Consider the following 26,677-nt stretch of genomic DNA (forward strand, 5'->3'; position numbering starts at 1 on the left):
CGGCAGGCGGGGCTTCTATCATACTTGGGAAATTGTGCGACCCTCATGCGAGCGACGAATTCGCTCCGCCGTCATTGGCGGGAGGCCGGCGGGGAGGGAGCCGAGCGGGAAGAAGCTTGTCGCCGGAGTACTTGTCGCCGGAGTGTTTGGGATCGAAAGCCGCCGCCAATCGCGGACGACGTACAATCCCGTTTGGCCTCGCTCCCCTCTCGGACTTATCTGGCCTGTCCGGCGGTCCCGGATCCCGGCATAAAATCCACGCAATTCCGGCTTTGCATTAACCTCGATGCCTGCAATGTCGCGCAGGCCGCGCCGGACCGCCGTCTCGAGGGTCTCACCGTTCTGGGCGGTCGTTGCGGGCAGATTCCAGCCCCCGTTCTCGTCTTGGCGCACCATCAGCGTTCGGCCCGCGTCGTCTATGACACACGCCTCGACGGACAAGTAGATGCCGCGTGTAAATCGCCAGTATTGCTGGAAAGCGCGGGCGACGAGGGGGCCCAGCAGAAATCTATCTTCCCTCAACGTCGAACTCTCCTTTGCGTCGCGGCCGTTCGCTTTTCTCGTAGGCGCTAGGCATTTGCTAGTTACCACGGTGTGCTACAGTGTGCTTCCAGCAGCTTACCTACCGCATTCCCAAATATGACCGAGACTTTCACGCTCGCGCACTTTTCCGATGTGCACCTGCCGCCCGTTTTCGGGAGCCGATGGCAATATTGGAATGCCAAACGCGTGCTTGGGTATTTGAATTGGCTTCGCAAGCGGCGTCGCGTTCATCAGGGCGAGATTGCCGATAAGCTCATTGCCGATGCTACGGCGCTTCGCGTCGGCCATATCGTGATCACGGGCGATCTCATCAATCTCGGCCTGCCGTCGGAATACGAAGCGGCACTCGATTGGCTCCGATCCATCGGCTCGCCCGAGGACGTGACCGTCATTCCGGGAAACCACGACATCTATTCGAGCTTGTACGGCGATCCGGGCGTCGCTCGGTGGGCGGAATATATGGGTGGGGAAAACGATACGCTGGCGTTTCCGTTCGTGCGTCGCGTCGGTCCGATCGGGCTCATCGGGTTGAATTCCGCTGTCGAAACGCCGCCGTTCTTCGCCAGCGGGCGGATCGGAGCCCATCAGCTGGAGATTGCCGGCGAGCAGCTTACGGCTCTCGGCGAAGAGGGTATCGTCCGTGTCGTGCTCATCCACCATCCGCCGCTTCCCAATCTGGCTCCGCCCAGGCGCGCGCTGAGCGATGCCGCTCACTTCGCGCATCTCCTCGAGCGCGGCGACGCCGAGCTTGTGCTTTACGGCCACAATCACAAAACGCGGGTCGATTGGCTCAGATCTCGAACAAAGTCCATTCCGGTCGTGGGCGTCGCGTCGGCGTCAGCCGCTGTCACATATGGCGAAGAGCCTTTGGCAAGCTATAACCTCTTCACGTTCTTCAAAAGCGAGAACGGGCTTCGTATCCGCCACGTAGTGCGCGGAATCGATGCGCCGGATTCGCCCGTCAGAAAAATCAGCGAGACGGTTCTGACGCCCGGAATATGATTTCGATAATGTGGCTTGCTCGCATCTTAGCGGCCAAATGCCACGCGCTCGAATCTCGTGGCGTTCGTGCTGCAAGCTGACGCATCAGCTCGATTTGCGACCACCATTCCTGAGTCTCGCGAGTTGAGGCTTACGCGTTGAGCACATTGCAGGCGCTGATCGCACAAGCGTTGAGCAAGCAATTCGCGCAACGAGCAAGTGTAACATTTACACGCTAGTGACTAAGCTTGGTGATAGCCCAGTCGTTTCTGCCGCGGCGTCGATGACATACCTCTGCCGCGCGCGTTAATGATATGGAGTCACGCTGGCCTTTGGTGTTTTATTGGCCTGCGGGGAGCAATGCGGTTTTGCCAAAATCTGCTTACATCAATCTGGCCTTACAAGGCGGCGGAGCTCATGGCGCCTTCACATGGGGCGTTCTCGATCGTCTGTTAGAGGACGATACGCTTCAGTTCGGCTGGATCAGCGCAACGAGCGCCGGCGCCGTCAATGCGGTCGCGCTCGCGGCAGGGCTTGCCGAAGGCTCGCGCGATAAGGCGCGCGAGAAGATGTACAAAATCTGGCACGCCATCCACAACGCCGCCATTCCCGATCTGACGCGGCTCAATCCATTTCTCAACGGGCTCGTGCGCACATCGCATCTTGCGTCGATGCTGTCGCCTTACGAGTTCAATCCGCTCGGCTTCGATCCGCTGCGCCGTCTGCTCACCGAGCATGTCGATTTCGAATTGATCCGAGCCAAGTCGCCGGTCGATCTGCTCATCGCCGCCACGCATGTCGCGACCGGCCGGGCGCGCCTTTTCCGTGAACACGAGATCACGGTCGATGCGGTGCTCGCGTCAGCCTGTCTGCCGGTGATGCATCATGCCGTCGAGATCGAGGGCGCGGCCTATTGGGACGGCGGCTTCTCGGCAAATCCCGACCTTGTGACGCTCGCGAGCGAAAGTCCGATCGGCGATACGCTGCTGGTCATGGTTGCTCCGCGCACCAACGATCGGTTGCCGACGACTGCGCGCGATATTTCGATCCATGCCAACCGTCTTACGTTCAACGCGCCGCTGCTGCGCGATATCGAAGTCATAACAGCTGTGCGCGAGACATCGGGACCACTGCTCGCAAAAGGACGCCTGGCGCCGATTTGCCGGCACCGTTTTCACCTGATCGACGGGGGGCCCGTTACAGGCGCGCTCAATCCAGAGACGACCGTGAAGCCCGATTGGGACATCATCACGTACCTTCATGGTGCGGGCCGCGACTATGCGGAGAAGTGGCTGGGGGTTGCGCGTTCGGCTGTTGGAAGGCTCGAAACCGTCAATCTCGCGAACCACTTTTTCCCGGCTGTCGACGAGGGCATCACGTTTCGCTCACCGGTTCTCGGCAAGCGGCCGGTTCAGAAGCGGGGCGTCGGCGGCAAACGCCAGAAGTAGAATTCAGGTCGATCAGGTTACGAGGCGCGCGTAGCCCTCGGCGATGGTTTCATCGAGCAGGCGTTTGTATTCGCCATAGGCCGGGTTCTTCGGCGTCACCTCGCCGAAGGCATCGGCATCGAAGTTTTCGCGCTGGGCGTAGAGTATCGGCGTCGCGACCGGGATGAAGGTTGCGCGTTGCTTGTTCAGCGTCGTGATGATGCCGCGCATCTCGCCGGCGCGATCGAGTTGCGAGACGACGACCATCCGCATCGCGCCCTTGGTCAGCGAGACGAGGTGGATGAAACTCGACGAGGCCGGGATGTAGAGCCGGCCGCGATGGGCGTAAGGAGCGTCCGGCCGGTCGCGTTCCTGAAAGAGAAGGCTCGGCCACTCCGCGTCCCAGGCGATATCGGTGCGATAGGCGATAATCGTGTCGGCCAGCGAGAACGATCGTCTGAGCGTCAGATAACTGCCGATGTAATGGTCGACGGCGGCGCGCGTGTAGGCCCCCATATAAATGGGCGCGATACCGCCGCCGTTGCCTCTCAGCTCCAGCGGTCCGCCCGCGCTTTCGAGCGCAACGGACTCGCCATGCCAGGCGTCGCGGAGGCCGTGAAAATCGAGGCCCAAAACCATGCAGACGTCGAACAGCGTTTGATCGCGTACGGAGCGTCCGCCGAGGAGATTCTGAATTGTTTTTTCATGGCAATCGGCAGCGTCGGCCAGTTCAGCCTGCGTCAGCTTCTTTTCGACCATTGCCGTCTTGATGCGCTCGAGCGCCTCGGGGCGAGTGGTGGCGGGCGCAGGCTGGGCGACAGCTTTCTTCATTGGCCGCTTGGTTTTGAAGCCGGGCGACGGACGTCGCCGGTGCGGGAAAATACCGATTTTTTCCGGTAAGACGCAATCGGAATCCGGGTGCAATAACCCGGCTTCCTCCCATTGCCGCCAAGTGGCGCTTAACGGCCTCACGTTTCCAGACCGGTTTCAGCATTGTCGGGATGTCCACCGCTGGGGTGGGCGTCCCGCGCCAAGAGACGCGCGAAAACTTAGGAAATGGGCACATGTCGGAAGCAATCATATACAAGTCGGGAACTTCGAAGTTGGCGGCAGCAGTTTCGGTTGGGTCGCTGCTTGCGCTCGCCATCATCGCCGGTGCGGTTCGCCCGGCAGCCGCACAGGAATTCGATTGCCAGCGCGCGCGTACGGCGTCCGAGCGGACGATTTGCAGAAGCGACCGGCTGGCCGGGCTCGACGAGCGGATGAACGCTTTATATTCCGAGTTGAAGGCGGCGTACGACAATCGCTATCAGCGCAACGATTTGAAGATGTACCAGCGCCGGTTTCTGGATGCCCGCGATAGCTGCGGCCGGGACATTGATTGCATCAGGGGCGCTTATCTCGACCAGATCAGCGTGCTGGAATCCCGTCTCGAGCAGGCTTACCGGCGCAGTGAGCGCTGAGCGACCTTCCCCCCGCGCAAACTTCCCCAAGCGAACCGGCTTAGCGGTCGAGAACCTCAAGATTGACAGCCGCTAAGCCCATGCCGGTCATGCCGAGGTCTTCGGCGGCTTTCGTGGACAGGTCGATGACGCGGCCCGGCTTGAAGGGGCCGCGGTCGTTGATGCGAACGACGACGCTATCGCCGTTATCGACCCTCGTGACGCGGACGCGCGTGCCGAAGGGGAGCGTCCGGTGTGCGGCGGTCATATCTTGCGGGTTGAAGGCTTCCCCCGTCGCGGTTCGTTCGCCTTTTCCGTAGTAAGACGCGATGCCCTTGAGGGCGTGCCCCGTTCCGGCCGGGTCGGGGCCGTGAAGGCCGTAAGGTTGTTCGCCGATCGGCGCTGCGGCGGCAACAGGTTGCTTGGCGCTGGCGAAGGATGGCTTTGCGATCGTTATTTTCGCCTGCCAGTGATCGAATGTGCCCACTGGGCGGGCTGGAGCCGTCACCGTGGTCCAATGGCTGTTCGCCTCGGCCTTAGTTGCCGGGCCCGACAGATCTTCGGCCAGTGATTGGGCTTCCGATGGGGTTCCCCCGGCGAGCGAGGCCAGACCGACTATCCATACGGCAACACATGCCAAACAAATGCTTCGGCGCACGCACATCCCCCCGGATACTCCCCTAGCGCCGAGGACTATGGTGATTCGGATGGCGGAAAAACGTCGGGAGGCGCTGGTTGCCCAACGCCTCCCGATGCTTATTCAAAGATAACGCTCAGGCTCAGCTGCGGCCGAGAACCTCGAGCGAGACCCGGGCCAGGCCGGCTCCGGTCATGTTGATCTGCCGGGCGGCGCCGCGCGACAGGTCGATGACGCGGCCGCCGACGAAGGGACCACGGTCATTGATGGTGACAACGACCGACTGGCCGTTCGACTGGTTCGTGACGCGAACGCGCGTTCCGAACGGAAGCGTGCGGTGAGCGGCCGTCATGCCCTCGGGGTTGAAGCGGGCGCCCGAAGCGGTCTTCTGGCCCTGCCAGTAGTAAGATGCGACGCCGTGCGAACCGCCGCTGCCCCCAACAGACTTGCGGGCGGCGACTTTCTTGGTGGCCTTGCGGCCGGAAACGTGGGCGTGCTTCTGGTTGGAAGCCTTGTGGTACGAGGTCTTGTGGTACGTCGCCTTGTGGTGCGACGAGGCCGCCATTGCAGGGACGGTTGCTGCCGTAACCCCAGCGAACGCGAACGCGGCGATCGCAATCGTTGAACGCATAGTTCACTCCTTGTTAAAGGAGCAGCAGTGGTTCGGGTCGAATGAGCGGTTTCCCCCGCCCGCGGCACGCCACCAGGCGACCACGGGGCAACCGCTTCGGAAGCGGCACCGTCGTTAATGTTGGGAGAGAGTAGCTCTTAAGTCGAATGACCCCCTGTGACCCGTTACAGAACTCCAGAACCTAGTTCTTCCTGCTGCCCGTGCTAACCGGGGTCTCCCCCCGTCCTGGCCGGGCACAACGAGCACCCTGTGGATAAGAGGTCAACCCATGGCAGATACCACCTTTTAACCATAATCGGTAAGTTACGGAAAATTATAAGTTATTTTGAGTGCACTTTTAGGTTGCGCGACGCCAGGTCGCAGAATTGGACGCGCGTTAAGGGAACGAAGATCGCGGCAGGGGGGTGACGCCACAAAATCTCGACTGTTCAATCCTCTAGAGCAGCGGCGGCTTTCGTTACTCTGCATACGCCATTTTCAACGTTTCGGTCGGCGCGCTCGTCATCCGTTGCTCGCCACTCGATCCATTGAAGGGTTCACATTGATCGAGCCTGTCGCGGGTATAGCTTCGGCTGCTTTTTGTGCGTGGGACTGGACTTCGAGCGTGAGACAGAGATGGGCGACCACGAACCAGTGCGGGCTCGCCCAATAGAGCCCGCAGCCAATCCATCGTTCGGCGAGGCGCTGCGCGTCTTTGCGCAGATCGGTCTGTTGTCATTCGGAGGGCCGGCCGGGCAGATCGCCATGATGCACCGGGTGCTCGTCGAGCAAAAGAAATGGATCGATGAGGCGACCTACTTGCTGGCGCTCAATTTCTGCACGCTTCTGCCTGGCCCTGAGGCTATGCAACTCGCGACGTATTCCGGATGGAGACTGCACGGGACACGCGGCGGGCTGGCTGCGGGCCTGTTGTTCGTCGCGCCGGGCGCGCTGGTCATTCTGGCGCTTGCCGCTCTTTACGCGTCGTTCGGGAACGTGCCGGTCGTCGTTACCGTGTTCACCGGGATCAAGGCGGCCGTCCTTGCCATCGTTGTCGAGGCGCTGATCAGGATTGCGCGGCGATCGCTGGCGGGACGCGTCGAGTGGTTGATCGCGGCCTTTTCGTTCGCGGCCATTTTCTTTTTCCACGTGCCGTTTCCGATGATCATTCTCGCCGCCGGGCTATTCGGCTACTGGCGCAATGCCCCTGCGAGGGATAGTGCGGCGGCATCACCCGTCCCGGCCGTGGCGGTTCCGCTCGCTTCGACGGCGAGGGTGATCGGCATTTGGTTCGCGATCTGGACGCTGCCGCTGTTGGCGGTGGCGATGACGTTCGGGTTCGATCACGTCCTCAGCCAGCTGGCGCTGTTCTTCTCGAAGCTGGCGGTCGTCACTTTCGGCGGCGCGTATGCGGTCCTTGCCTACATGGCGCAGCAGGTGGTCGAGGGTTACGGCTGGTTGAAGCCGGACGAGATGCTCGATGGGCTGGGGCTTGCGGAGACGACGCCGGGTCCGTTGATCCTGGTCACGGAGTTCGTGGGATTTCTCGCAGCGGCCAGGCACGGCGGGGAGACATCACTCCTGTTCGGTGTCCTCGGCGCGGCTGTCACGCTCTGGGCGACGTTCGTGCCGTGCTTTCTCTACGTGTTCGCGGGCGCTCCCTACGTCGAGTGGTTGAAGTCGGCGCCGAAACTCAAGTCTTCGTTGTCGGCCATTACGGCGGCGGTGGTCGGGGTGATTTTCAACCTGTCGCTGTGGTTTTCGCTGCACGTCCTCTTTCGGGCGCGTTTCGAGGTGGCGGCGTGGCCGCTCCGTTTCGAGGTGCCCGAAATCACGAGCCTCGATCCCGCGGCGTTGACGCTCGGCATCCTCGCCGCGCTTCTCCTCTTCGTGCTGCGTGCGGGGATCGTGACGACGCTCGGCGTTTCAGCAGCTGCTTCGCTGTTGCTGGCGCTTCTCGGCTGAGGTCAGAGCCATCCCTTTCTTTTGAAATAGAGGTAGGGGATGAGGGCTGCGAAAAACATCAGAAAGAGCGCCATCGGATAGCCCCAGGGCTGTTCGAGCTCGGGCATGTTCTTGAAGTTCATGCCGTAGATCGATGCGACCAGAGTCGGCGGCATCAGCATGACCGCCATGACCGAGAACAGCTTGATGATCTGGTTTTGCTCGGTCGAAATCATGCCGAGAGTGGCGTCGAGCAGAAAGCTCGTACGGGCCGATAGAAAGCGCATGCTCTCCATGAGCGACAGGATATCGTGATTGGCCGCTTCGATCCGTGCCAGCACGCGGGTGTCGTCTTTGCGCTCGCGCGCGGCGTTCGCAAAGTAGAGCGAGAGCCGATGCAGAGACATCGCGCTTTCCTGCGCTCTGGAGGTTATGTCGCCTTCCTTGCCGACCGATTTGAGAAGGACGTCCAGGCGGCGGTTCTGGGGCCTGCGGCTCGCAGTGGTTTGTCCGAACACGAGTGGCGCCATGCGTTCGACCTCGTCCTGGACGCGCTCGATGAGATCGGCTTCCCGTTCGATCAGCATTTCCAACAGGCCGATCATCACGCCTGGCCCCGTTACGCAGTCGACATCGCCCTTGGCGGCTCTCGCGATGTAAATCGGGAATGCTCGCGGTTCGGCGTAGCGCACGGTGACGAGGTTGTTGCGGAAGAGGATGAAGGTGACGACGGACGTCATTGGCACGCCCTGCTCGCTGTTGTGCAGGATAATGCTCGTCATGTAGTAGGCGCCGTTCTCGGTATAGAAACGGTTCGAGGCCTCGATCTCGCGCATCTCCGACCGCGTCGGCACCTCTATGCCGAGCGCCTTCTCGATGAACTTGTCCTCATCTTCCTTCGGGTCGATCAGGTCGATCCAGACGGCCGTCGTGATATCCCCGAATGTGCCTCGCGGTACCAATTTCTCGCCAACTGCGTCATACACCGTGATCATTGTGCGTCGACCTTTTTGGATTCGCGTCTTTCTCAATTGCCGGCGGCCCGGCGGCTGGATCGGCCGCCCAGCCATTTCACGTCGTTCGGCGCCGGACAATCCCGTAAGGTCTAAGCTTGGTGGATGAGGTTTGTTGCAGCGAGACTCTCTAAGTGTGACAATTCAGTCTCAAAGGAGGCTACATGGCTCTACGATGGATCGCCGGGATCGGTGGCAGCGTCGCGCTCTTATCAGTGGGATTGGCGCTTCCTGCGGAGGCGAAGATCGCGTGCAACAAGGGTTATCAGCAGGTGCAGGGCCGGTGGCTGGCGACGCCGTATTGCCAGGACCAGTACGTCGCTCAGGTGGCGCACGACTACGGGTTCAAGGCTTCGCCCGACAGGGTTCGCAACGATCCGCTGTTCAAGCAACACCTTTGCCGGTTCATCGGACAGGACATCCGCATCAAGGAGTCGTGCGACGAGGTCAGTCCGTCGGTGCGCGGACGCTTTTAGTGAGAGTGAGGATTTCGGTGATGTGGTGATCATCGCTGCAATCGCGACGATCACCGGCATCGGATGAGGGCCCGATCTTAGGTGAGGTCGGGCGTGACCTCGCCAACGTCCTTGGCGCGGCGGACGCTGCCGTCGAATTGCGCGCCTTCGTCAATCGAGAGCGTCTGCTTGACGATGTCGCCATCGACACGCGATGTCGCGTTGAGGTTGACCGAGGTGCCTTTGAGGGCGCCGCTGACTTCGCCTTGCACCGTGATGGTGCGAGCCGTGATGGTGCCTACAACACTTCCCGTTTCGCCGACCGTCACGGCTTCGCCGTGCACATCGCCCTGGATATGTCCGGCAATGAGAAGCGAGCCTTTGGTTTTGATAACGAGCTGCTGACCGGCAATCGTGATGTCCTGCCCGAGGACCGACGTCGGTGCGTCGATCACTGATCCCGACTGCTGAAGCGGGGAGCCGAAAAGCGGCGGAGCCGGAGTTTTCATCTGTGGTATCGGCTGCTGTTGCGGTGTGAGTGTCTTGACTGGCTCAGGGCCACGAATATCCGGCGTCGCTACGCGGTTGAACATCTGACTACCCCCAAAGAAAAAGAACTGCTGTCGCCCGTCCCGCTACCGCAGCCTAATCACTGTACTTGGGGTACATTATGGCCAAGTTGGCATATGTGCCAGCCTAGTTTCACTGCGCTGCGAAAAACCTTTTTTGCGGAAGATTATTAACGTCACGCTTTGCCCAAAAAGCGAGCGGGCCGCCTCATGGACGGCCCGCGCGAAAAACATTTTCAATCGACCGCGAGAGCTATCTGTACAGGTCTACGAACGGTGCAACGATGTGCTTGCCGTGACGGTCCTTGTAGACGTGCACGAAGGGTGCATCGACGACTGTTCTGCGACCGCTTTCTACGCGTGTGAACGGCGCATGCACGACATGGCGACCACGATTGCGGTAGTGGCGATGCTGATGCCGATAGCGACGGTCGTCGCCGCGGTAATCCACGTGAACGAGGCTGGTGGATGCTTCGCCTGCAGGCTTCGCGAGTGTCATCGCGTTGGCTTGGGATACGGACAGCGCGACCGAGCCCAGCACCGCGGCAATGGTTAGCGCGGGGCAGAAAAATGCCGTCATCAGATACTCACTTCATTTCTGTTTGTAGGTCATTGAAACTAAGGGCCATTCATTTCGAGTGCAACTCAGGTTCGACAAACGTCCGACTCATGCAACACTTATGCTGAACCTGAGCCTGGGTAGTGAAGCCAGAAAGCGACGTGCTCGTCTCAATTTTTCTGTGACGGGCTGCTGCCGCCATTGGAGTCTGCTAGGTTCCGTTAATAAAATAAGGGAGGACAACATGTTCGTTTGCCGGGTGGCGCTCTTATTTGGTCTGACGGCACTTTCCGCCGTCCCCGTCGCCTATGCAGCGGATGAGGCAGCCTGTCCTCGCGCGGGCACGCTCGGGGTATCCCGCACCGTCGAGATCGATACGACCGGCGGCCCTGGCTTCGGCATGGACAATTACAAGGCCTATGACTTTCTGCAGGACAAGGAAGTCATCCTGACCTTCGATGACGGCCCGCAGAAATACACGACGGAAGCCGTGCTGAAGGCGCTGGGCGATGAATGCGTGAAGGCGACTTTCTTCTCGATCGGAAAGATGGCTCTCGGATATCCTGAGATCATCCGCGAAGTCGCCAAAGCCGGACATACGGTCGGCACGCACACGTGGAGCCACAAGTCGATCGCCAAGCTCAAGACATTCGACGAAGGCAAGGATGAGATCGAGCGTGGCATCAGCGCGGTTCATCGTGCTGTCGGCGGACCGGTCGCGCCGTTCTTCCGCTTTCCGACGCTCGCCGACACGCCGGAGGCCGTTGCCTATCTCGGCAAACGCAACATCGCGATGTTCTCGACGGACATCGATAGCTTCGATTTCAAACCGCAGACGGCCGATCATCTCGTGAAGTCGCTGATGCAGAAGCTCGACAAGAGGGGCAAGGGCATCCTCTTGATGCACGACATTCACAAGACGACCGCGAAGGCCGTGCCGCTGATCCTCGCCCAGCTCAAGGCGAAGGGATACAAAATCGTCCACATGACGGCGAAGGCCCCGCTGACGACGGTTGCGGAATACGATCAAGCCATCGAGAAGGAAGCCAAGGGCTTACCGCAGGTCGGCGCAGAGCGGCCGGTGTCGAGCATCGTCAAGACGATCGATGGTCCGGCGCCGGCGCCAGAGTCTGCTTCGAACGGTGGAGAGCCCGAAGGACTGCCGGCTCCGCCCACTCCTGAGGCCCCCTCGACGACGGGTTCGGCGGCTCCGGCTGCTGGTGCCGCGACGCCAGCAGCTCAGGCGTCGCCGCCGCTCCCGGCATTTCCTACAACGCCTTCGGAGCCGGCGTCCAATCCGGCTCCGGGCAAGCAGTCGGCTGTCGTGCCGATGAAGTCCATCGCCGAGCCGTCTTCGCCGCCATCTCCGAATGGCCCGGTCGCCGCTGCGACGGGCAGTCTTCCAGCGGCCGACACTGCAGCCGCTTCGCCGACGCATACTGCGGCGGTGAACTTGCAGTCAGAGACGCCGTCTCCAGTCAAAACCGTTTCCGGGGCAGGGGCGCAGGAAATTGCGACGGCGAATGCCGCTCCCGCTGCACCGATGATGCCGGTCGAGACGGGGCCGCAGGAGCCGAAGAAATCGATATCACAGCGCGTGAAGGACGCTTGGGAATATTGGTTCGGGCAGTAATCGCCAGCAGCCGATACAAATCAGCGGCCAGATACAAAAAAGAAATGGGCGGCGATGCCACCCATTTCTTTTTGGACGCCCTGTTAGGCCCCCCCCGGGCCCGCCGCAAACCAAGTGTTGTGGCCTAAGCGCAAGACAGCGCAGTGGCTTATCCTTGGGCGTTCGCTACGGCCGACGCTGATGATCGGCGTGTAGCGTTTCCGGCATCAAGTGGGACTAAACCCATCCCCCAGTCGATCCCCCGATCGGCTGCCCACTTGACGCAAGGCTATGTGAGGCGCGGCGCTTCTTCCAGATAAAACGAATCATCTTGCTCTGAATTCGGGCAGGTGTGGCGTCTTGGATACAACTCAATGATTTATCAGTGTGCAGCGCATAATGCTGTGGATAGGCTCACCATCGAGCGCTTCAGACTGTTTCTGGCAAAAAGAAAGGGCCGCTCCCGAAAGAGCGGCCCCGTGAGATCATCGTTGTGAGCGGAGTGCAATGTCTACCGCTTAGGTCTCAGATGCGCTCCAGGAGAGTTCCGGATGCAAGCCTGAGCGACCACGACATCGTCCGCCTCAAGATCCCACTCGACATCGGATCACCTCCTCTCGGTTGTTGAAAGATCAAGATAAGCTGGCACTGTTTGCAGGCTTTGAAAAGGGGCATGCGACGATACTGTCACCGCTGCGGCGTTCTCTAGTTCCATCGCGGCTGAGCGATAAGCAGCGTGACGACGAATAGCGCGGCGGCGATTGCCGGAAGGGCGAGAACTGCCAGCACCGCATTCGCTGGCCCGCGGCGTTCATTGGTCTTCAGGGTGTAGCCCACGGCGATGATCGCGCTAATGCCGCCGAGCACGCCCAGCCAAAGCAGGATGTTGAAGGACGATACTGAGCCGTCGGCGATGCCGACGACGAAGAAGTAGAGCGCGAGAACGAGCGCGGCGATGTCGACCGCCAGGAAGGTTCGAAAGGCCAGCATGGGACATCCATTGAGCTGAAGTTTGCAGCGGTCGGCGCGTGTTTCTGCGTGGCGTGCGGTCAATCGCTGTGCCTTCGCATTTCCATGGCTCGCCCAAAGCCTGCGAGAAGCGTTCCGAGCGCGAAGAGGGCGAGGACGACGAGTTGAAGATTGTCTTCAACGCCTTCCTTCTCGAACATGTAATCAGAGATATCGGCGTCAGACGTCTTGAACCGCTCGAGGATTTTCTCGCGTTCCGCTTCGGCTTCCTTGATCCTGTCGGCGGGGGCGTTCAACGTCTGCAGGAGAGCGATTTGATTGTCGTGAACCGCCTTGATCTGCACTTGCGCCGATTGCTGAATGCTGAAGGTCGCAAGCCGCCATTCGATCTGGCGCTTCAATGGGTCGAGATAAAACATTTGCGTTGCCGTCGCCCCGAGCAGCAACACGATCCCAAGCAGTTCGCCGAGTTGGTATCCCTTGAAGCCCATCGGTCCCCCCGATTTTTTGCGCATGCCCGTTATGCTTTGATGCGGCAAAACGGGCAAGCGTCGGCTTCGGGTACGGATCGGCTACGCCTTCGATCATTCGCTCCTCTACGCAACGGGCGGTCTGGCCGTCGCTTCGCTCGGCAAATAGCCGTCGCGAGATGCGATAAACGGATTTGGAAAAGCCGGGCATTTGCCCGGCTTTTTATGCGTTATGCCCAGAACACCAGAACAAAGGGCCGGCGTGCTTGGCGCGCGAAAGATGTCTCGCTCCGCGCCCCGCAATGGTGCGCTGCGCTATTTCAATGTGTCTTGCCCGTGATTATAACTCCGTCCGGGGCATGTTTAGTCATAAGGAGTTGTCCAATGACCACTTGCGCCTGTGCGAACTGCCAATTCTACGACACCCATATGGGTGGTGCGGCAAAGCATAAGGAAAAGGATACCGGATTGTGCCGGTTCAATCCGCCCCTTCCCCAAACAGCGTCCGCCAATACGCGTGCTGCTTGGCCCGTTGTCGAAAAGAGCGACTGGTGCGGACATTTTGCGGCAACCGTTGAGCGCATGACGTCGGTCGCGGCCTAAGCATCTGAAGCAGCATCAGCTCGTTCGTGCATCGATAGAGTTCAGTTCCTAACCGGCGGCACGCGAGCTGTTGTCTGCTTTCTTACTTCCTCGGCATCGAGATAAACCTCGTTTCCCATCGCCTTGAACTTCTCGCTCATCTCGGCCATGCCGAGTTCCTTATCGTTCAGGGTCGCGGCGTAATCGCGGACGTCCTGCGTGATCTTCATCGAGCAGAACTTCGGTCCGCACATCGAGCAGAAGTGCGCGACCTTGTGAGCGTCCTTCGGCAGCGTCTCGTCGTGGAAGGCGACGGCGGTATCGGGATCGAGCGAGAGATTGAACTGATCTTCCCAGCGGAAATCGAAACGGGCGCGCGAGAGCGCGTCGTCGCGGAGTTGCGCCGCCGGATGCCCCTTGGCGAGATCGGCCGCGTGCGCTGCGATCTTGTAGGTGATGACGCCCGTCTTGACGTCGTCGCGGTTCGGCAGCCCGAGGTGCTCCTTCGGCGTCACGTAGCAAAGCATCGATGTTCCGAACCAGCCGATCATGGCAGCGCCGATGCCTGACGTGATGTGATCGTAGCCCGGCGCGATGTCGGTCGTCAGCGGTCCCAATGTATAGAACGGGGCTTCGCCGCAGGCCTTCAGCTGCTTCTCCATGTTGACCTTGATCTTGTGCATCGGCACGTGGCCGGGGCCTTCGATCATCACCTGGCAGCCTTTGTCCCAAGCGATCTTCGTCAGCTCGCCGAGCGTTTCGAGTTCGGCAAATTGGGCGCGATCGTTGGCGTCGGCGATGGAGCCTGGCCGCAAGCCGTCGCCCAGCGAGAACGACACGTCATACTTGCGCATCAGATCGCAGATCTCGTCGAAGCGCTCGTAGAGGAAGCTTTCCTTGTGATGGGCGAGGCACCACTTGGCCATGATCGAGCCGCCGCGCGAGACGATGCCCGTCACGCGGTTGGCGGTGAGCGGGACGAATGGCAGCCTGACGCCCGCGTGGATCGTGAAGTAATCCACGCCTTGCTCGCATTGCTCGATGAGGGTGTCTCGATAGAGTTCCCACGTCAGCTGGACTGGATCGCCGCCGCATTTTTCGAGCGCCTGATAGATCGGCACGGTGCCGATCGGCACGGGGCTGTTGCGGATGATCCATTCGCGCGTCGTGTGAATGTTGCGGCCTGTCGAGAGATCCATCACGGTGTCGGCGCCCCAGCGGATGGCCCACACCATTTTCTCGACTTCTTCCTCGACCGACGACGTGACGGCCGAGTTGCCGATGTTGGCGTTGATCTTCACGAGGAAGTTGCGGCCGATGATCATCGGCTCGAGTTCGCCGTGATTGATGTTCGACGGAATGATAGCGCGGCCGCGGGCGATTTCGCTGCGGACGAATTCGGGCGTGATGTGCTCGGGAAGTTCGGTGCCGAAGCTTTCGCCATCCGCCAGAGCGTCTTTCGCGCGCGCCAGGACGGCTTCGCGACCGAGGTTTTCGCGATGCGCGACGTAGATCATTTCCTTGGTGATGATGCCAGCGCGGGCGCATTCGAATTGGGTGAGCGGCTGCAATTCCCCTCCCCCTTGCGGGGAGGGGTTAGGGGTGGGGATAAAGGGCTGGCGTGATGCCTCGGCGTTTCCGCTTTGGTCGTCACCCCACCCCCGACCCCTCCCCGTTGAGGGGAGGGGAGAAGAAGGCAAGCCATCCGCCCCGATCTCACGGGGAGAAGTGGCGCGCATTGGGCGATGAACCGTTGGGAAGACCCGCGCGGCATGGGCGCCCGAGACGTTGCCGTTATCCTCGGGCTTCACGGTCCGGCCGTCGTAAGTCTCTATTCCAACGCGTCCGGCGTTCCACGCATCGCGCATGCGCGGCAGGCCTTTTTCGACGTCGATAACGGCAGCCGGATCGGTGTAGGGGCCCGACGGGTCATACACGCGGAACGCTGGCTCTGCCGGGTCGGTCAGCGCGATCTCGCGGAACGGCACGCGGATGTCGTCGTGACCCTGAGGTGACGAATAGACTTTCGTGGAAGCCCGATGCGGTCCGACGGTCACTTTCGGCGTTTGAATATCGGCGGCGCGTGTGACTTTATTCATGGCAGTTTTGCTCCTCTCCGCCACGCCTTGGAAGGACGTGGCTGGGCGATGGCACGCAAAAAACGCGTGCGGACAAATGCGTTGCCCGGAAAGGTGCGGATTGGTGGCGTCGTGCCACTGTGTGCTCCGTCCCTTCGCCGGCATAACCCGGATCAGGTTCGAAGGGTGCTCGCGCTTCCTATACGCGATCTCAGCCGGATTACCGGCGCCCCTCGGAAAACGAGACCACCGTGACTCCATTGGCCGACGTTTGCAAGCCTGGCGGGACAATTACCGCCGTCATCCCCGCGAAGGCCGGGATCCGCCCAAGCTGCCGGAGCTAAGAACGAGGGCGCTCACGTGTGTAGGTCCTACGGATTGCCATCGGCCTGGATGGATCCCGGCCTTCGCCGGGATGACGGGTATGGAGACGGATATCAAATTGAAGGCATCAATTCCCTGAACGTCATCCCCGCGCAGGCGGGGATCCGTCCAAGCAAGAGTGGATTGCCATCGGCCTGGATGGATCCCGGCCTTCGCCGGGATGACGGGTATGGAGACGGATATCAAATTGAACGCATCAATTCCCAGAACGTCATCCCCGCGCAGGCGGGGATCTGTCCAAGCTGCCGGAGCTAAGAACGAGGGCGCTCACGTGTGTAGGGTCTACGGGTTGCCATCGGCCTGGATGGATCCCGGCCTTCGCCGGGATGACGGAGTTTGTTTCAGTGAACACTATTGTCATCCCGGGTGAGCATTTTGCGAGACCCGGGACCCACCTTCGTCGCGGCCCTGGGTCCCGGTTCTGCGCTGCGCTCCGGCCGGGATGACAAGTGGTGAGGAAAAGCACCGACCGTCACCACCAAGGCGTTGCCCGGCTTGCAGCTGAGGCTTTCGCCTATGCCGTCTTCGCCATCGCGGCTTTGAGGTTGGCATCGACCTTCTGGAGGAAGCCGGTCGTCGATTGCGAGTATCCAGCCTGGATCGATCCCGGCCTTTCGCCGGGATGACGAGAAAAACCGGCGCGCCTTGAATAGGCGAGGCTAGGCCGCGATGGCTTGCTTGGCGACTGCAACCCAGCCCTTGATCTTCTCGATGTCGGGCGGGCGGCCTTCGCGCAATACGCGCTTGCCGGCGGACGTCGTGACGAACCGCAGTACGTTGGCGGAAAGCGCGACGGGATCGGCTTCGGCGACGGCCTGTGCCGTCCTGTAGCCCGCGCCGACGAGCAATTGCGCGTGCGTGCCTCTGAGGCCGGGCACGGCCATCACGAGCCTTGCCTGATCCTGCCACTCGAGAAGCGTTTCGGCGTCGAGATGGGGATCGTTCAAAAGCTCCGCGAGCGCCTCCGGATCTTGGGCGAGGAAATCTCCGACGCTGTACACGCCGATTGCCGCGATGCGATCGGCGGTCTTCGGTCCGATGGACGGCGCGGCCTCAAGATCGTCATCCGGCATCAGGTACGTTTTCGCTTGGATCGTGCGCTCGTCCCATTGCCTCTGTGCGGGCGCCGGCTTCTGATGTGCCGACATTGTCTCGGCGCGCGGTCTTGGCGGCGGCGCTTCGGGCAGCGCGGGTGGCTGCTCGGAGATTTGCGCGAGTGACACGGCCGATTTGGCAACGGCGAGTTCGAGCGGGGTATCGTCGCGGCCTTCGATGCGGGCCGCGCGTTCTTCGTTCCGCTCGGCGAGTTTAGGCGCCAAAACCTCGTTGTAGTGAAGCTCGCGAATGGTCTTGTCGTCTTCCGACAGGGAATGCCGGACGGTACCGGTCGCGCGGAGTTCGTCATAGATGGCGCTGACGAGCTTTCTGTCTTCGGCGTTCGACAGCCTTTTCTCGATGAACTTCTGCGGGATCTCGGTGAAGCTGAGGAACGTTTCCGACGTCAGTGTCACTTCGGGCACCAGCACGTTCGCTTCGGTGATGGCGCGATCGAGAACCTTGCCGAAACTTGCCGACGCGTAGATCAAAAGCTCGGCGACGATGTTCTTGCCGATGTCGTCGAGGCCTTCTTCCGGCCGTGTCGCGCCCTTGTGGATGTCGTAGTGGGCGATGAGCTTTTCGTAATAGCGATGCGAGAACTCGGCGCTATTGCACACGAATTCGGAGAGCCAGCGCGGACCGGCGGGAACGCGAACGTCCGGGTTCGGGTAGCGTTTTTCGCCGAGCGCGCGGAGCGTATTGTAAGAGCGATTGATGCTCCATTCAGCGGCGCGATGAATGGCATTTTCGGCTTCGGTCTGGCCGGTGTGAAACGGCATGACGGGATCGGTGAAGTAGTGGCTCAGAACGCCTGCGGCGTAGACGGCTTCGGGCCAGTTACCGGCTTTGAGTTCAAAGACGGTGCGGCCGTACCATTCGTTCGTTTTCTCCAGCGCGCCGCCCCAATAGTTCTCGGAGACGTGCAGGACGTGGTTCTTGAAATCCTTGAACGTCACGTCGGGGGCTTTGGAGCCCTCGAGGTAGCGATCGACGTGCTTCAGGAATAGGCGCGTCCATTCTTCGCTGTCGTCGCGCGCCATGGCTTCGAGCGCGTCGAGCGCCAGCTTATGATGGGTGCCATTCGCGTGCGTGGCGTAGACAATTCGGAAGAGCAGGGACATGGGAGCCTCAGGGTGAGCAACCGCTCCCGATGTCTACGTGAGTCGCGTTCCCCGCTCGATTGATTCGGTCCCCGAGTTGCAGGTCATCAACGATTTTCGCGGTTTCGTGCGTGCTTTTCGGCCGCGAGGTTGATGATATCGGCGCTGCCGCGGCGGTCGCGGGCGATCCTGCGGGCGAGGGCCGCGCGGCGGGCGAGCTGCACGACGTTCAGCTCGCGCGGCGTCGTTTCGTCGGAGAGGACGCGTTTCAGCGTCTCAGGCGTCAGTCCGCAAGCCGCACCGAGAGCGAGCGCTTCTTCGCGGGCGACGGATTGTGCGGCTTCGATGTAGCCCATCAGCGCGGCCGCGGCGTGCGCACTGCCGAGCGGGCCGGTGCGTTCGACGTTACCGAGGAGCGCCAGAATGCTCTCCGCGATTTCGACCGAAGCGAGGTCGCCGCCGAGAAGTATTTTCGCGTGGCCGTGCAGCGTCGCCTCGGGGGCGCTGATCAATGCAGCGTCGACCAACGCGACGTTTCGCGGCTCCAGGAGTTCGAACAGCGTTTGAAATTCGCGCGGCGTGCGGGCGCCAAGATCGACGAGCACGGATCCCGGCTGCAGTCCGCCTGCAACGGCCTTCCCGCCGTCGCCCACGAGGAGCCGGCGGAACGTCTCGGTGTCTTCGATGGCGGCAAGCACGATCGGGCATCGCATGGCGATACTCGACTCGCTCGCCGGTTCGAGCATCTCGCCGTAGGCGACCGGCGGGGAGCCGGACAGCGCAGCGTACATGACAGGGAGGCGGCAACCGGCGATGCGCTCGGCGATTGCCGCGCCGAATTCGTCATTGCCGATAACGCCGACCGGCCGATTGTTCAGAGCTTGACCCATTGTGTCGTGCCCCATCGCTATTGCTTATCGCTATCTTCCCTCACGCCACCAAGCCAACGCGATCAGGGCAAGCAGAGCCGAAAGCGCTGCCAGGCCCGTAAACATCGGTGTCAGCTTGACGCCGCGGGTCAGATAGGCCTGGCGGTCCTTGAGGCCAAGCCAGCCGGAACCTGCCATCACCTTTGCAGCCGACATCATTGAGATACGCGGCACGTCGATATCGGTTGCAGTCGCGAGCACGCTCGTCGGCTTTGTCCAGAAAACGCCGCCGCCCGTCGCATCGGCGATCGGCTTCATTTTCTGATCAGTTGCCGTCACTTCGCTCATTTCGCGCGGGTCTTCGACGCCGGCGTTGGCGACCGCCGTCAGCTCGCCATCGGGACCATCGGTTTCAATTTTATAGAGTCCGGGAAGCTTCACATCGATGGCCGAGCGCCACACGCCCGCTTCGACCGGCACGGCGTCGAGCGTGACGTTCGAGGTATCGCCGCCGGGGCCGAGAATCTTGACGGGGCCGACCTTGTCTTCCATCGAGTGGCGCTCGATCGTCAGCTTCAGGCCTTTGGCCGACGCGATGAGCCGCTCTTCCTCGAGGTCGGGCTCCTTCATCAACCAATGCGAGAGACGCCGGAGAAGATCGGTGTGCGGTCCGCCACCATCGTAACCGCGGGCCCACAGCCACGCGTGATCGGACGTCAAAAGCGCGACACGGCCTTTGCCCTTGCGATCGAGGATGAGGAGAGGCTTGTCCTCGGCGCCGTTCATGACGACGCGGCCGCGCTGGGGCGTCACCTCAGCCTGGCGGTACCATTTTCCCCACGTCGGTTCGGGCGACGCATCGGCCACCTGAGCCGCGTTCCAGCCGGGCAGGTCTTTCGTGACGGGATGTTTCTGTCCGTCGGGCGTCACCTTCGCCTTGAACGGCATTTCGAGGACACGGCCGGTCGGCGGAGCCGGGAGCACGGGCGCGAGCGGCGTCTTATAGATGCTGTAGGGGCTCGCGTAATCGTCACCGGCCGCAATGAGAAGCGCGCCACCGTGATCGTTCACGTAGCGGGCGATGTTGTCGTAGTAGAGCAACTGCAGGATGCCGCGGTGCTCGTAGCGATCGAAGATGATCAGGTCGAACTCGTTGATCTTTTCCGAGAAGAGTTCGCGCGTCGGGAACGCGATCAGCGAAAGCTGATTGATCGGCGTCCCGTCCTGCTTTTCAGGCGGACGCAAAATCGTGAAATGCACGAGATCGACGGCCGCGTCGGATTTCAGAAGGTTGCGCCACGTGCGCTCGCCGGGATGGGGTTCGCCGGATACGAGCAGCACACGGAGATTTTCGCGAACGCCTTCGGCTGCGACGACGGCGCGGTTGTTGGCGGTCGTCAACTCGCCTTCGACGGGTTGAAGCTCGATCTCGACGATGTTCGTCCCGGTGTGCGGGATCGGCATGTCGATTTTGACGTTGCGATTGATTTCGGTGCGCACCGTCTCGTCGGGCTGGCCCTCGCGCCGGACCTTCAACGTTGCGGCGCCTGAATTCGCGGACGGCGCGTGTCCCGTCTCGCGCACGGCGACCTCAATCTCGCGCGATTGTCCGACAAGGCCATAGCGTGGCGCCTCGATGACTTCGATACGCCGGTCGAACTCGTCGGGCTTGCCTGTCAACAGGGTGTGAACCGGCGCGTCGAAGCCGAGCGCCGCGGCCGACTTCGGAACATCATGCACCTGACCGTCGGTTACGAAAACGACTCCTGCGATGCGGTCGGGCGCGGTGTCGTTCAGCGCGGCGTTGAGATCGGTGAAGAGGTTCGTTCCAGGCGGCGCGGTCTCGGAGGGAACGCCGCCCGTGACCCACTTGATATTGAGGTTCGGGATTTTTGCGAACTTCGTCTCCAGGTCGGAGCGGATCGCCTCCATTTGCTTGCTGCGGTCGGCAAGTTTCTGGCTCGGGCTTTCGTCGAGAACCACAATCGCGACGTTGGCGAGGCTTTCGCGCTGCTCTTCCTTGAGGATCGGATTGAACAGCGCGCCAATGAGCGCCGCGAGCGCTGCGGCGCGAATGAAGGCTCCGCGCGATCGGCGGAACAGCAGCGCCACGATCAGCGCGACAGCCAGCACCGTCAGGCCGATGAGGACCGGCGTCGGAAGCAGCGGGGCGAATGTGATCGACCAGTTCAAAAGTTATGCCTCTATTGCCCCAGTCTCTCGAGGAGAGCGGGTACGTGAACCTGATCGGCTTTGTAGTTGCCTGTCAGCGCGTGCATGACGATGTTAATGCCGCCGCGGAACGCCATTTCGCGCTGCATCTCGCCGCCGGGTACGACCGGGTACATCGGGCGGCCGCGATCGTCGAGCGCCCAGGCGGCTGCAAGATCGTTCGATGTGATCATGATGGACGTGACGCCGTCGGAGACGCGCGCCTTGTGCGTATCGGTGTCGTTGTTCGAAATGGCTTCAACCCAGAGCTGGCCGCCATCCCAACGTCCCGGGAACGTGCGCAACAGATAGAACGACTTCGTCACGACGTGGTTCTCGGGAACGGGTTCCAGACGCGGCACGTCGAGCTTGCTCAAGAGCCGCTGCAGGGCTGTCCCTCCGCGTCCCGCGAGCGGCAACGTATTGGCGCCGCCCTGACCGTAGTCCCGCGTATCGAATATGATCAGGCCGCCTTCCTTCATGTAGGCGTCGATCTTGGCGATCGTCGTGTCGGGAAGGGCTTCGGCGGATTCGAGCACCGGCCAATAGAGGATCGGATAGAAGGCGATCTCATCCTTGGTGATGTCGACGGCGGCGGGTTCGCCTGGTTCGACGGCGGTTCGGGTCTGAAGAACGCGGCCGAGGCCCTGCAAGCCGGCGCGGCTCGTTTCATCCGTTTCGCGGTCGCCGCTCGTCACATACGCGAGGGTGACCTTGCTGGTCGCATCGATTGCGGCTTTGTCGGCGGGAGTCGGCGCGCGGCGCACGACGTCCGGCCCCGACTGCTGCGGCTGCATCGGTGCGAAGTTGTCGAGCTGCGGTATGTCCTGGAAATTCGGCTGGATGTCCTGGGCTTTGCCATCGCCTGCGCCTGCAAATGCAAGTACGGCGAATGCAAGCGCGGCAGCACCGGCTGTTGTCGAGTGTCGCGGACGGCGTGAGAACAGCCCGCGGATGCCGCCAGCCTGCAGCAGCATCACGGCGAGGATATCCAGGAAGAGAAGCATGAGTGCGGCCGAGAGCAATGCAGGTTTCAGCGCCGTGCTTGCCGCGTTGTCATAGCTCAACCGCGTGACGCCTGCCGGCAGCGACGGGAAGGGTACGAGCGCACTTTTTGCGTTGAGCACATTGAGTGCGCGCGGACTTGCCGACTGGCCATAGTAGCCCGGCGGATGCTCGAAGCTCGGTTTTGCCGATTGCAGTTCCGATGATTTCAGCGGCTCCGCGGTGGGCGGGGGTGATACGAGCGTGCCGAGGCCGTTGAGCGTTTTCAGCGGTGCAAGGGAGCCGGCGTCGTTGCGCGGCTTCGCCGCCGCATCGCTGTTCTCGACCTTCGTGCCGTCGCCTTGTCCGGAAGCCGATGCGCCAACCACGCCCATGGTGGAAAGACGGCGAAGCATTTCGACGAACAAGCCGGAGATCGGAAGATTGGACCAATCGGAATTCGCGGTCACGTGGAAGAGCACCAATCGGCCCTTGCCGCGTTTCGCCGACGTGACGAGCGGTGTTCCGTCCTTGAGCCGCGCCCAGATCTCGACGTCCGGCGTGAGTTCGGCGGGGTCCGCGAGAACCTGACGGTTGATCGTCACGTCCTTTGGAATTGCGAGACCGGAGAACGGGCTGCTCTCATCGAACGGCGCGAGCGGTTGCGGCGACGACCACGACAAGGCGCCGCCGAGCGATCGGCCTCCCGAGCGCAGCGCGACGGGGAGGAGATCGTCGCCGGCCTTTTCAAGTCTTGGTCCCGCGAAGCGAACGAGCAGGCCGCCGCGGTCGACAAAGTCGGCGACCTTTTCTGCGGCTTCGCCCGCGAGCGTGCCGATGTCGGCGAGCACGAGCACAGAGACGTTCTGCTTCAGAACGGAATCGAGACCCTGAACGAGGTTTGAATCCTTCGTGACGACGACATCGGCGTAGGGCTTCAACGCCTTTTGGACATAGTAGAGCGGCGCCAACAGCGGCTGCGCCTCTTCTCGGCTTTCGCCTGACAGAAGACCGACGCGGTGCCATTGCGTCATGGCATCGATGAGGCTTACGGCGCCCGCCGACCGTTCACTCGCGATTTCGATGCGGGCGACCTGATTGCGCAATTCGAGCGGCAGTTCGAACGTTGCCTTCGTGGATGTCGCTCCGGACGCGAGACTGAACGGCGCTTCGCCGAGACGTTCGCCGCGCGCGGAAAACGCGTTGACGGTGCCCTCGCGTGCGGGCCCTCCGGGCGACAGGACGACGGCTTCGAGCTTGCCCTTTTCGGCGAGGATTGCGACGAGGCCTAAGGCCTCGCGGCCGTTCGTTTCGTCGAGCACGGCGAAGGTGCCGTTGCCCGACAGGTCTTGGAGTTTCTTCGCAACGTCGCCGACCTCGGATTTGTGGTCGATGCCGTCGTGCAGCCAGACGATGCTGGGGTTCTTGACGCCTGCTTCCGACAGCGCCGATTGCAAGGCGGTGAATGCGGCTTCGCGATCGGGGTCGAAGGGTTCGGGCGCCAGTGCGGCTGCCGTGCTGCGGGCTTCGCCCGGCGGCTCGATCTTGACGCTGTGGAGTTTGCTCGTCGCAGCGGTCGGAACGATGACGACGGGTCGTCCGCCGCTTTCGGCTTCGCCGATGACGCGCTCGAGCATGTTCGCGCGTTCCGGCCAGCGGGACGCTGCCGCCCAGCCGTTATCGACGAATGCGACGACGGGGCCGGTGCCGCCGAGGTTCGATCCCTTCGACGGATTGAGAATGGGTTCGGCGAGCGCGAGGATGACGAGCGTTGCGGCGATGAGGCGAATGAGCGTCAGCCACCACGGCGTTTTCTCGGCGGTCTTCTCATCGTTCTCGAGGCCGACGAGTATGCGCGTCGGCGGAAATTCGACTTGCGTCGGGCGCGGTGGGACGGCACGCAGCAGCCAATAGATGACGGGCAGCGTGACGAGGGCCGCAAGCAGCCATGGATTGAGGAACGCGAGCGGGCCGAGGCTCATCGAGCGCGCTCCTTGGTTTGGGTCGAAACTGCATCCGAGCTCGACGACATCCAGCGATAGCCCGTCGCCGAGCCGTTGAGCCGCATCAGTAGCGACAGCAGAGGTTCGGAAGCCGGACGGTCGGTGTGATGCGTGAGAAGCGACCAGCCGAACCGCTTCGCCATCTCGGCGAGTTCGGCGCGATGGGCGGCGAACCGCTCTTGATACTTCTCACGCAGCGTTTCGGCGCGGTCGGCGACCCAGCGTTGGGCGCCCGATGGCGTCGTGAATTCCGTGCGGCCTTGATAGGGCAGCGTTTCTTCCGCCGGATCGATGACTTGTACGAGATGGCCGCCGACGCCGTTACCGGCGTAGCCTTCGAGGCGCTCGCGGATCGCGTGCACGGGGGCGAGAAAATCGCTGAACAGGATCAGGCCGGAAAAGCGATTGAGACCGGCATTCGGCGGCAGGCTTTTCTGCGTCAGATCCGATTTGGCGTTGACGATGATCGTCTCGGCGATGCGCGTCACGGCGTTGCGGTTCGCGGTGGGCAGCGTCTGCGCGAGAAGGGCGACGCGTTCGCCGCCGCGCACCAGAAGTTCGGCCGAGGCGAGCGCAAGCACAAGCGCGCGGTCGCGCTTCGTCACGTTCGACAGATGGCTTTTGAAGTCCATCGACGGCGAGACATCGGGCCAGAGATAGAGCGTGTGCGCCGCTTCCCATTCGCGTTCGCGAACGTAGAGATGATCGGAGCCCGCGGAGCGCCGCCAGTCGACGAGGCTCGCGTTCTCGCCGGATTGATATTGCCGGAACTGCCAGAACGTCTCGCCGGGGCCTGCGCGCCTGCGCCCGTGGATGCCTTGCGCGACGGTCGAGGCGATGCGCGCCGCTTCCATAAGCAACTCGGGCATGCGATCGACCAGCGAGACGGCTTCGCGCTCAAGCCCCAGAACGCGCCGGCTTTCCGCGGTTGGGCCTTGGCTTCCGCCGCTTGTCCGCCCTAGTGGGCTCGCCATGCGTGCACCTACTCCACGGCCGCTGCGAGACGCGCGATGATATGAGTGAGGTCTTCGCCTTCGGCGCGCGCGGCGAACGTCAGCGCCATGCGGTGCTTCAGGATCGGCTCGGCGAGCGCGACGACGTCATCGACGGACGGCGCGAGGCGGCCATCGATGAGCGCTTTCGCGCGGACCGCGAGCATCAGCGCCTGGCTGGCGCGGGGGCCTGGGCCCCAGGCGACGAAGCGGTCGGTGTCGCTGTTGGCGCCGGTGCCCGGACGGGCGGAGCGCACGAGTTTCAGGATCGCTTCGACGACCTTGTCCGGCACAGGGATCTGGCGGACGAGGCGCTGGGTCGCCATCAGCTCCTGCGCGGAGATGACGGCTTCGAGCTTCGGCGTTTCGGTGCCGGTCGTTGCGTAGAGCATGCGGCGCTCGGCGGCGAGATCGGGATACGAGACGTCGACCTGCAGAAGAAACCGGTCGAGCTGCGCTTCGGGAAGCGGGTACGTGCCTTCCTGTTCGAGCGGGTTCTGGGTCGCGAGCACGTGGAACGGCGCGGGCGTATCGTGGCGCTGGCCGGCGACGGTGACGTGATGCTCCTGCATCGCCTGCAGCAGCGCCGACTGCGTCTTCGGAGACGCGCGGTTGATTTCGTCCGCCATCAGTAGCTGCGTGAAGATCGGACCCTTGATGAAGCGGAACGAGCGGCCGCGGCCGGGCTCGTCCTCCAGCACTTCGGAGCCGATGATATCGGACGGCATCAGGTCGGGCGTGAACTGAATGCGCTTGGCGTCGAGCCCCAGCACCTTGCCGAGCGTTTCGACGAGCAGCGTTTTCGCGAGGCCCGGAACGCCGATGAGCAGCGCGTGTCCGCCTGAGAGGATCGTGATGAGCGTGCGCTCGATCACCTGATCCTGTCCGAAGATGACGGATGCGGCCGCCTTGTGCGCGCGCTGCACGCGTTCGGCGGCGGCTTCGAGCCGCGGCACGATATCGGTGTGAGTTTCGACGACAGTGCTCATAAGGGAGGCCTCGTGCGGCAGCTTCTTTTCATTCTTGGTGGCAAAAACGCCTTGGGAAACAACGGCCGAGGAATGGCGTTCCCGGCGGTGGCGTGAACCTAGACGATCCTGCCCGGCCCTCATAGGGTCAAGTGAACGTTACGTTAGGATGTTGCA

Annotated in this window: 24 protein-coding genes and 1 riboswitch; of the genes, 8 read left to right on the forward strand and 16 right to left on the reverse strand. The window is 62.0% G+C overall.

Going from position 1 to position 26,677, the window contains the following annotated elements; genetic code table 11:
• Positions 1 to 18 precede the first annotated feature (18 nt).
• A complete protein-coding gene (locus BM399_RS21570) occupies positions 19 to 591 on the reverse strand; it encodes an NUDIX domain-containing protein (protein ID WP_425284053.1) in 573 nt (190 codons plus the stop codon).
• A gap of 48 nt (positions 592 to 639) precedes the next feature.
• On the opposite strand from BM399_RS21570, the gene BM399_RS04380 reads away from it, so the two are divergent.
• A complete protein-coding gene (locus tag BM399_RS04380; protein ID WP_092864694.1) occupies positions 640 to 1,545 on the forward strand; it encodes a metallophosphoesterase family protein in 906 nt (301 codons plus the stop codon).
• A gap of 347 nt (positions 1,546 to 1,892) precedes the next feature.
• Positions 1,893 to 2,972 carry a patatin-like phospholipase family protein gene (locus BM399_RS04385; RefSeq protein WP_092864697.1) on the forward strand — a complete coding sequence of 360 codons (1,080 nt, stop codon included), beginning with the start codon at positions 1,893 to 1,895 and terminating at the stop codon, positions 2,970 to 2,972.
• A 12-nt stretch (positions 2,973 to 2,984) separates the two neighbouring features.
• On the opposite strand, the gene BM399_RS04390 is transcribed toward BM399_RS04385, so the two are convergent.
• Entirely contained in the window at positions 2,985 to 3,782 is a 798-nt protein-coding gene (locus tag BM399_RS04390; RefSeq protein ID WP_092866316.1) for a helix-turn-helix domain-containing protein, read from the reverse strand.
• Positions 3,783 to 4,015: 233 nt separating this feature from the next.
• Between BM399_RS04390 and BM399_RS04395 the strand changes: the two genes are divergently transcribed.
• On the forward strand, positions 4,016 to 4,414 hold the full coding sequence (locus BM399_RS04395) for a lysozyme inhibitor LprI family protein (RefSeq protein WP_092866320.1): 399 nt from the start codon (positions 4,016 to 4,018) through the stop codon (positions 4,412 to 4,414).
• A 40-nt stretch (positions 4,415 to 4,454) separates the two neighbouring features.
• Here the strand turns inward: BM399_RS04395 and BM399_RS04400 are convergent, their stop codons facing one another.
• Both BM399_RS04400 and BM399_RS04405 read right to left on the reverse strand, forming a co-directional pair.
• Complete coding sequence (locus BM399_RS04400) at positions 4,455 to 5,033, reverse strand: septal ring lytic transglycosylase RlpA family protein (RefSeq protein ID WP_244531062.1); 579 nt, start codon at positions 5,031 to 5,033, stop codon at positions 4,455 to 4,457.
• Positions 5,034 to 5,172: 139 nt separating this feature from the next.
• Positions 5,173 to 5,661 carry a septal ring lytic transglycosylase RlpA family protein gene (locus BM399_RS04405; RefSeq protein WP_092864703.1) on the reverse strand — a complete coding sequence of 163 codons (489 nt, stop codon included), beginning with the start codon at positions 5,659 to 5,661 and terminating at the stop codon, positions 5,173 to 5,175.
• Positions 5,662 to 6,276: 615 nt separating this feature from the next.
• On the opposite strand from BM399_RS04405, the gene chrA reads away from it, so the two are divergent.
• A complete protein-coding gene (chrA, locus tag BM399_RS04410) occupies positions 6,277 to 7,605 on the forward strand; it encodes a chromate efflux transporter (protein WP_092864706.1) in 1,329 nt (442 codons plus the stop codon).
• A gap of 2 nt (positions 7,606 to 7,607) precedes the next feature.
• Here chrA and BM399_RS04415 read toward each other — a convergent pair whose 3' ends face one another.
• On the reverse strand, positions 7,608 to 8,579 hold the full coding sequence (locus tag BM399_RS04415) for a magnesium transporter CorA family protein (protein WP_092864709.1): 972 nt from the start codon (positions 8,577 to 8,579) through the stop codon (positions 7,608 to 7,610).
• Between the two features lie 182 nt (positions 8,580 to 8,761).
• Between BM399_RS04415 and BM399_RS04420 the strand changes: the two genes are divergently transcribed.
• The gene (locus BM399_RS04420; protein WP_092864712.1) at positions 8,762 to 9,073 is read left to right on the forward strand and encodes a hypothetical protein; all 312 of its coding nucleotides are present in this window, start codon (positions 8,762 to 8,764) and stop codon (positions 9,071 to 9,073) included.
• A gap of 77 nt (positions 9,074 to 9,150) precedes the next feature.
• Here the strand turns inward: BM399_RS04420 and BM399_RS04425 are convergent, their stop codons facing one another.
• Together BM399_RS04425 and BM399_RS04430 are read right to left on the reverse strand one after the other, a co-directional pair.
• Entirely contained in the window at positions 9,151 to 9,645 is a 495-nt protein-coding gene (locus tag BM399_RS04425) for a bactofilin family protein (RefSeq protein WP_092864715.1), read from the reverse strand.
• Positions 9,646 to 9,874: 229 nt separating this feature from the next.
• Positions 9,875 to 10,201 carry a hypothetical protein gene (locus BM399_RS04430; RefSeq protein ID WP_092864718.1) on the reverse strand — a complete coding sequence of 109 codons (327 nt, stop codon included), beginning with the start codon at positions 10,199 to 10,201 and terminating at the stop codon, positions 9,875 to 9,877.
• Positions 10,202 to 10,424: 223 nt separating this feature from the next.
• Between BM399_RS04430 and BM399_RS04435 the strand changes: the two genes are divergently transcribed.
• Positions 10,425 to 11,813 carry a polysaccharide deacetylase family protein gene (locus BM399_RS04435; RefSeq protein WP_092864721.1) on the forward strand — a complete coding sequence of 463 codons (1,389 nt, stop codon included), beginning with the start codon at positions 10,425 to 10,427 and terminating at the stop codon, positions 11,811 to 11,813.
• Positions 11,814 to 12,497: 684 nt separating this feature from the next.
• On the opposite strand, the gene BM399_RS04440 is transcribed toward BM399_RS04435, so the two are convergent.
• Together BM399_RS04440 and BM399_RS04445 are read right to left on the reverse strand one after the other, a co-directional pair.
• Positions 12,498 to 12,782 (reverse strand): hypothetical protein, encoded by a 285-nt coding sequence (locus tag BM399_RS04440; protein ID WP_092866323.1) that lies wholly within the window; start codon positions 12,780 to 12,782, stop codon positions 12,498 to 12,500.
• A 59-nt stretch (positions 12,783 to 12,841) separates the two neighbouring features.
• Positions 12,842 to 13,276 (reverse strand): hypothetical protein, encoded by a 435-nt coding sequence (locus BM399_RS04445; RefSeq protein ID WP_244531063.1) that lies wholly within the window; start codon positions 13,274 to 13,276, stop codon positions 12,842 to 12,844.
• 339 nt (positions 13,277 to 13,615) lie between these two features.
• On the opposite strand from BM399_RS04445, the gene BM399_RS04450 reads away from it, so the two are divergent.
• Positions 13,616 to 13,834: a hypothetical protein gene (locus BM399_RS04450; protein WP_092864724.1), complete on the forward strand. Its 219-nt coding sequence runs from the start codon at positions 13,616 to 13,618 to the stop codon at positions 13,832 to 13,834.
• Between the two features lie 41 nt (positions 13,835 to 13,875).
• On the opposite strand, the gene thiC is transcribed toward BM399_RS04450, so the two are convergent.
• Entirely contained in the window at positions 13,876 to 15,912 is a 2,037-nt protein-coding gene (gene thiC / locus BM399_RS04455; RefSeq protein ID WP_244531064.1) for a phosphomethylpyrimidine synthase ThiC, read from the reverse strand.
• A gap of 112 nt (positions 15,913 to 16,024) precedes the next feature.
• Positions 16,025 to 16,135: riboswitch (TPP riboswitch) on the reverse strand.
• Between the two features lie 592 nt (positions 16,136 to 16,727).
• Between thiC and BM399_RS21065 the strand changes: the two genes are divergently transcribed.
• Positions 16,728 to 16,901 carry a hypothetical protein gene (locus BM399_RS21065; protein WP_177228039.1) on the forward strand — a complete coding sequence of 58 codons (174 nt, stop codon included), beginning with the start codon at positions 16,728 to 16,730 and terminating at the stop codon, positions 16,899 to 16,901.
• Positions 16,902 to 16,934: 33 nt separating this feature from the next.
• On the opposite strand, the gene BM399_RS04465 is transcribed toward BM399_RS21065, so the two are convergent.
• The 6 genes from BM399_RS04465 to BM399_RS04490 all read right to left on the reverse strand — a co-directional run bounded on the left by BM399_RS04465 (position 16,935) and on the right by BM399_RS04490 (position 26,521).
• Positions 16,935 to 18,494: a DUF4332 domain-containing protein gene (locus BM399_RS04465; RefSeq protein WP_092864730.1), complete on the reverse strand. Its 1,560-nt coding sequence runs from the start codon at positions 18,492 to 18,494 to the stop codon at positions 16,935 to 16,937.
• 86 nt (positions 18,495 to 18,580) lie between these two features.
• Positions 18,581 to 19,363, reverse strand: a complete 783-nt coding sequence (locus BM399_RS04470; protein WP_092866333.1) for an NAD(P)-binding domain-containing protein — start codon at positions 19,361 to 19,363, stop codon at positions 18,581 to 18,583.
• A gap of 30 nt (positions 19,364 to 19,393) precedes the next feature.
• Positions 19,394 to 21,535 carry a hypothetical protein gene (locus BM399_RS04475; protein ID WP_092864732.1) on the reverse strand — a complete coding sequence of 714 codons (2,142 nt, stop codon included), beginning with the start codon at positions 21,533 to 21,535 and terminating at the stop codon, positions 19,394 to 19,396.
• An 11-nt stretch (positions 21,536 to 21,546) separates the two neighbouring features.
• Entirely contained in the window at positions 21,547 to 24,519 is a 2,973-nt protein-coding gene (locus tag BM399_RS04480) for a DUF4159 domain-containing protein (protein WP_092864735.1), read from the reverse strand.
• Positions 24,516 to 25,514: a DUF58 domain-containing protein gene (locus tag BM399_RS04485; RefSeq protein ID WP_092864738.1), complete on the reverse strand. Its 999-nt coding sequence runs from the start codon at positions 25,512 to 25,514 to the stop codon at positions 24,516 to 24,518. The genes BM399_RS04480 and BM399_RS04485 overlap by 4 nt, the downstream gene beginning before the upstream one ends.
• Before the next feature lie 8 nt (positions 25,515 to 25,522).
• Positions 25,523 to 26,521, reverse strand: coding sequence for an AAA family ATPase (locus BM399_RS04490; protein ID WP_092866336.1), 999 nt, complete (start codon positions 26,519 to 26,521; stop codon positions 25,523 to 25,525).
• Between the last annotated feature and the right edge of the window lie 156 nt (positions 26,522 to 26,677).

This window comes from Hyphomicrobium facile (genome assembly GCF_900116175.1).
Taxonomy (GTDB): Bacteria; Pseudomonadota; Alphaproteobacteria; order Rhizobiales; family Hyphomicrobiaceae; genus Hyphomicrobium_B; species Hyphomicrobium_B facile.